Genomic DNA, 461 nt, shown 5'->3' on the forward strand with positions numbered 1-461 from the left:
TAGCCGAGCGCCACCAATTCGTCGACGAGTTGCCCGATGGCGTTCTTCGAGACATCCTGGGCGCGGGCGATATCGGAGATGCGACTGCCCTCCCACCCGAGGAAAACCATCAACCGGGCATGCGCGGGCCGCAGGCTGGTGTGGCCGAGCGAGTGTGAGCGTTCCAGGCTGGCGCGCATCATCCACTCACCGAATTCGATGGCGTGCCGCTGCAGAGAACTCGTCTGAAATTGCACGAGCTCGCGGTCTGTTCGCGCTGGGGCGCGAATCGGTTCGCCATTCACGTGGTTGACATTACAGCCAAAAATGGTGAAGCTACCTTCACTAATAGTCGAACCGGGAGTGGCACCGTGTTTTTCGCTTCGGAAGAGTTGGTACCGCCGGCCACGCTGGATCCCAGCGGAGTGTGGGTCTTCAACTGGGTGATACCCATTGTGGGCAGCATCTTCATCGTGCTGGCC

Annotated in this window: 1 pseudogene; it reads right to left on the reverse strand. The window is 60.3% G+C overall.

Annotated elements, in window-relative coordinates:
- Positions 1-284 (reverse strand): annotated as a pseudogene (locus tag RM844_RS32590) (hypothetical protein); the annotation flags it as partial.
- Positions 285-461: the final 177 nt, after the last annotated feature.

The organism is Streptomyces chisholmiae (genome assembly GCF_031845445.1).
Taxonomy (GTDB): domain Bacteria; phylum Actinomycetota; class Actinomycetes; order Streptomycetales; family Streptomycetaceae; genus Streptomyces; species Streptomyces chisholmiae.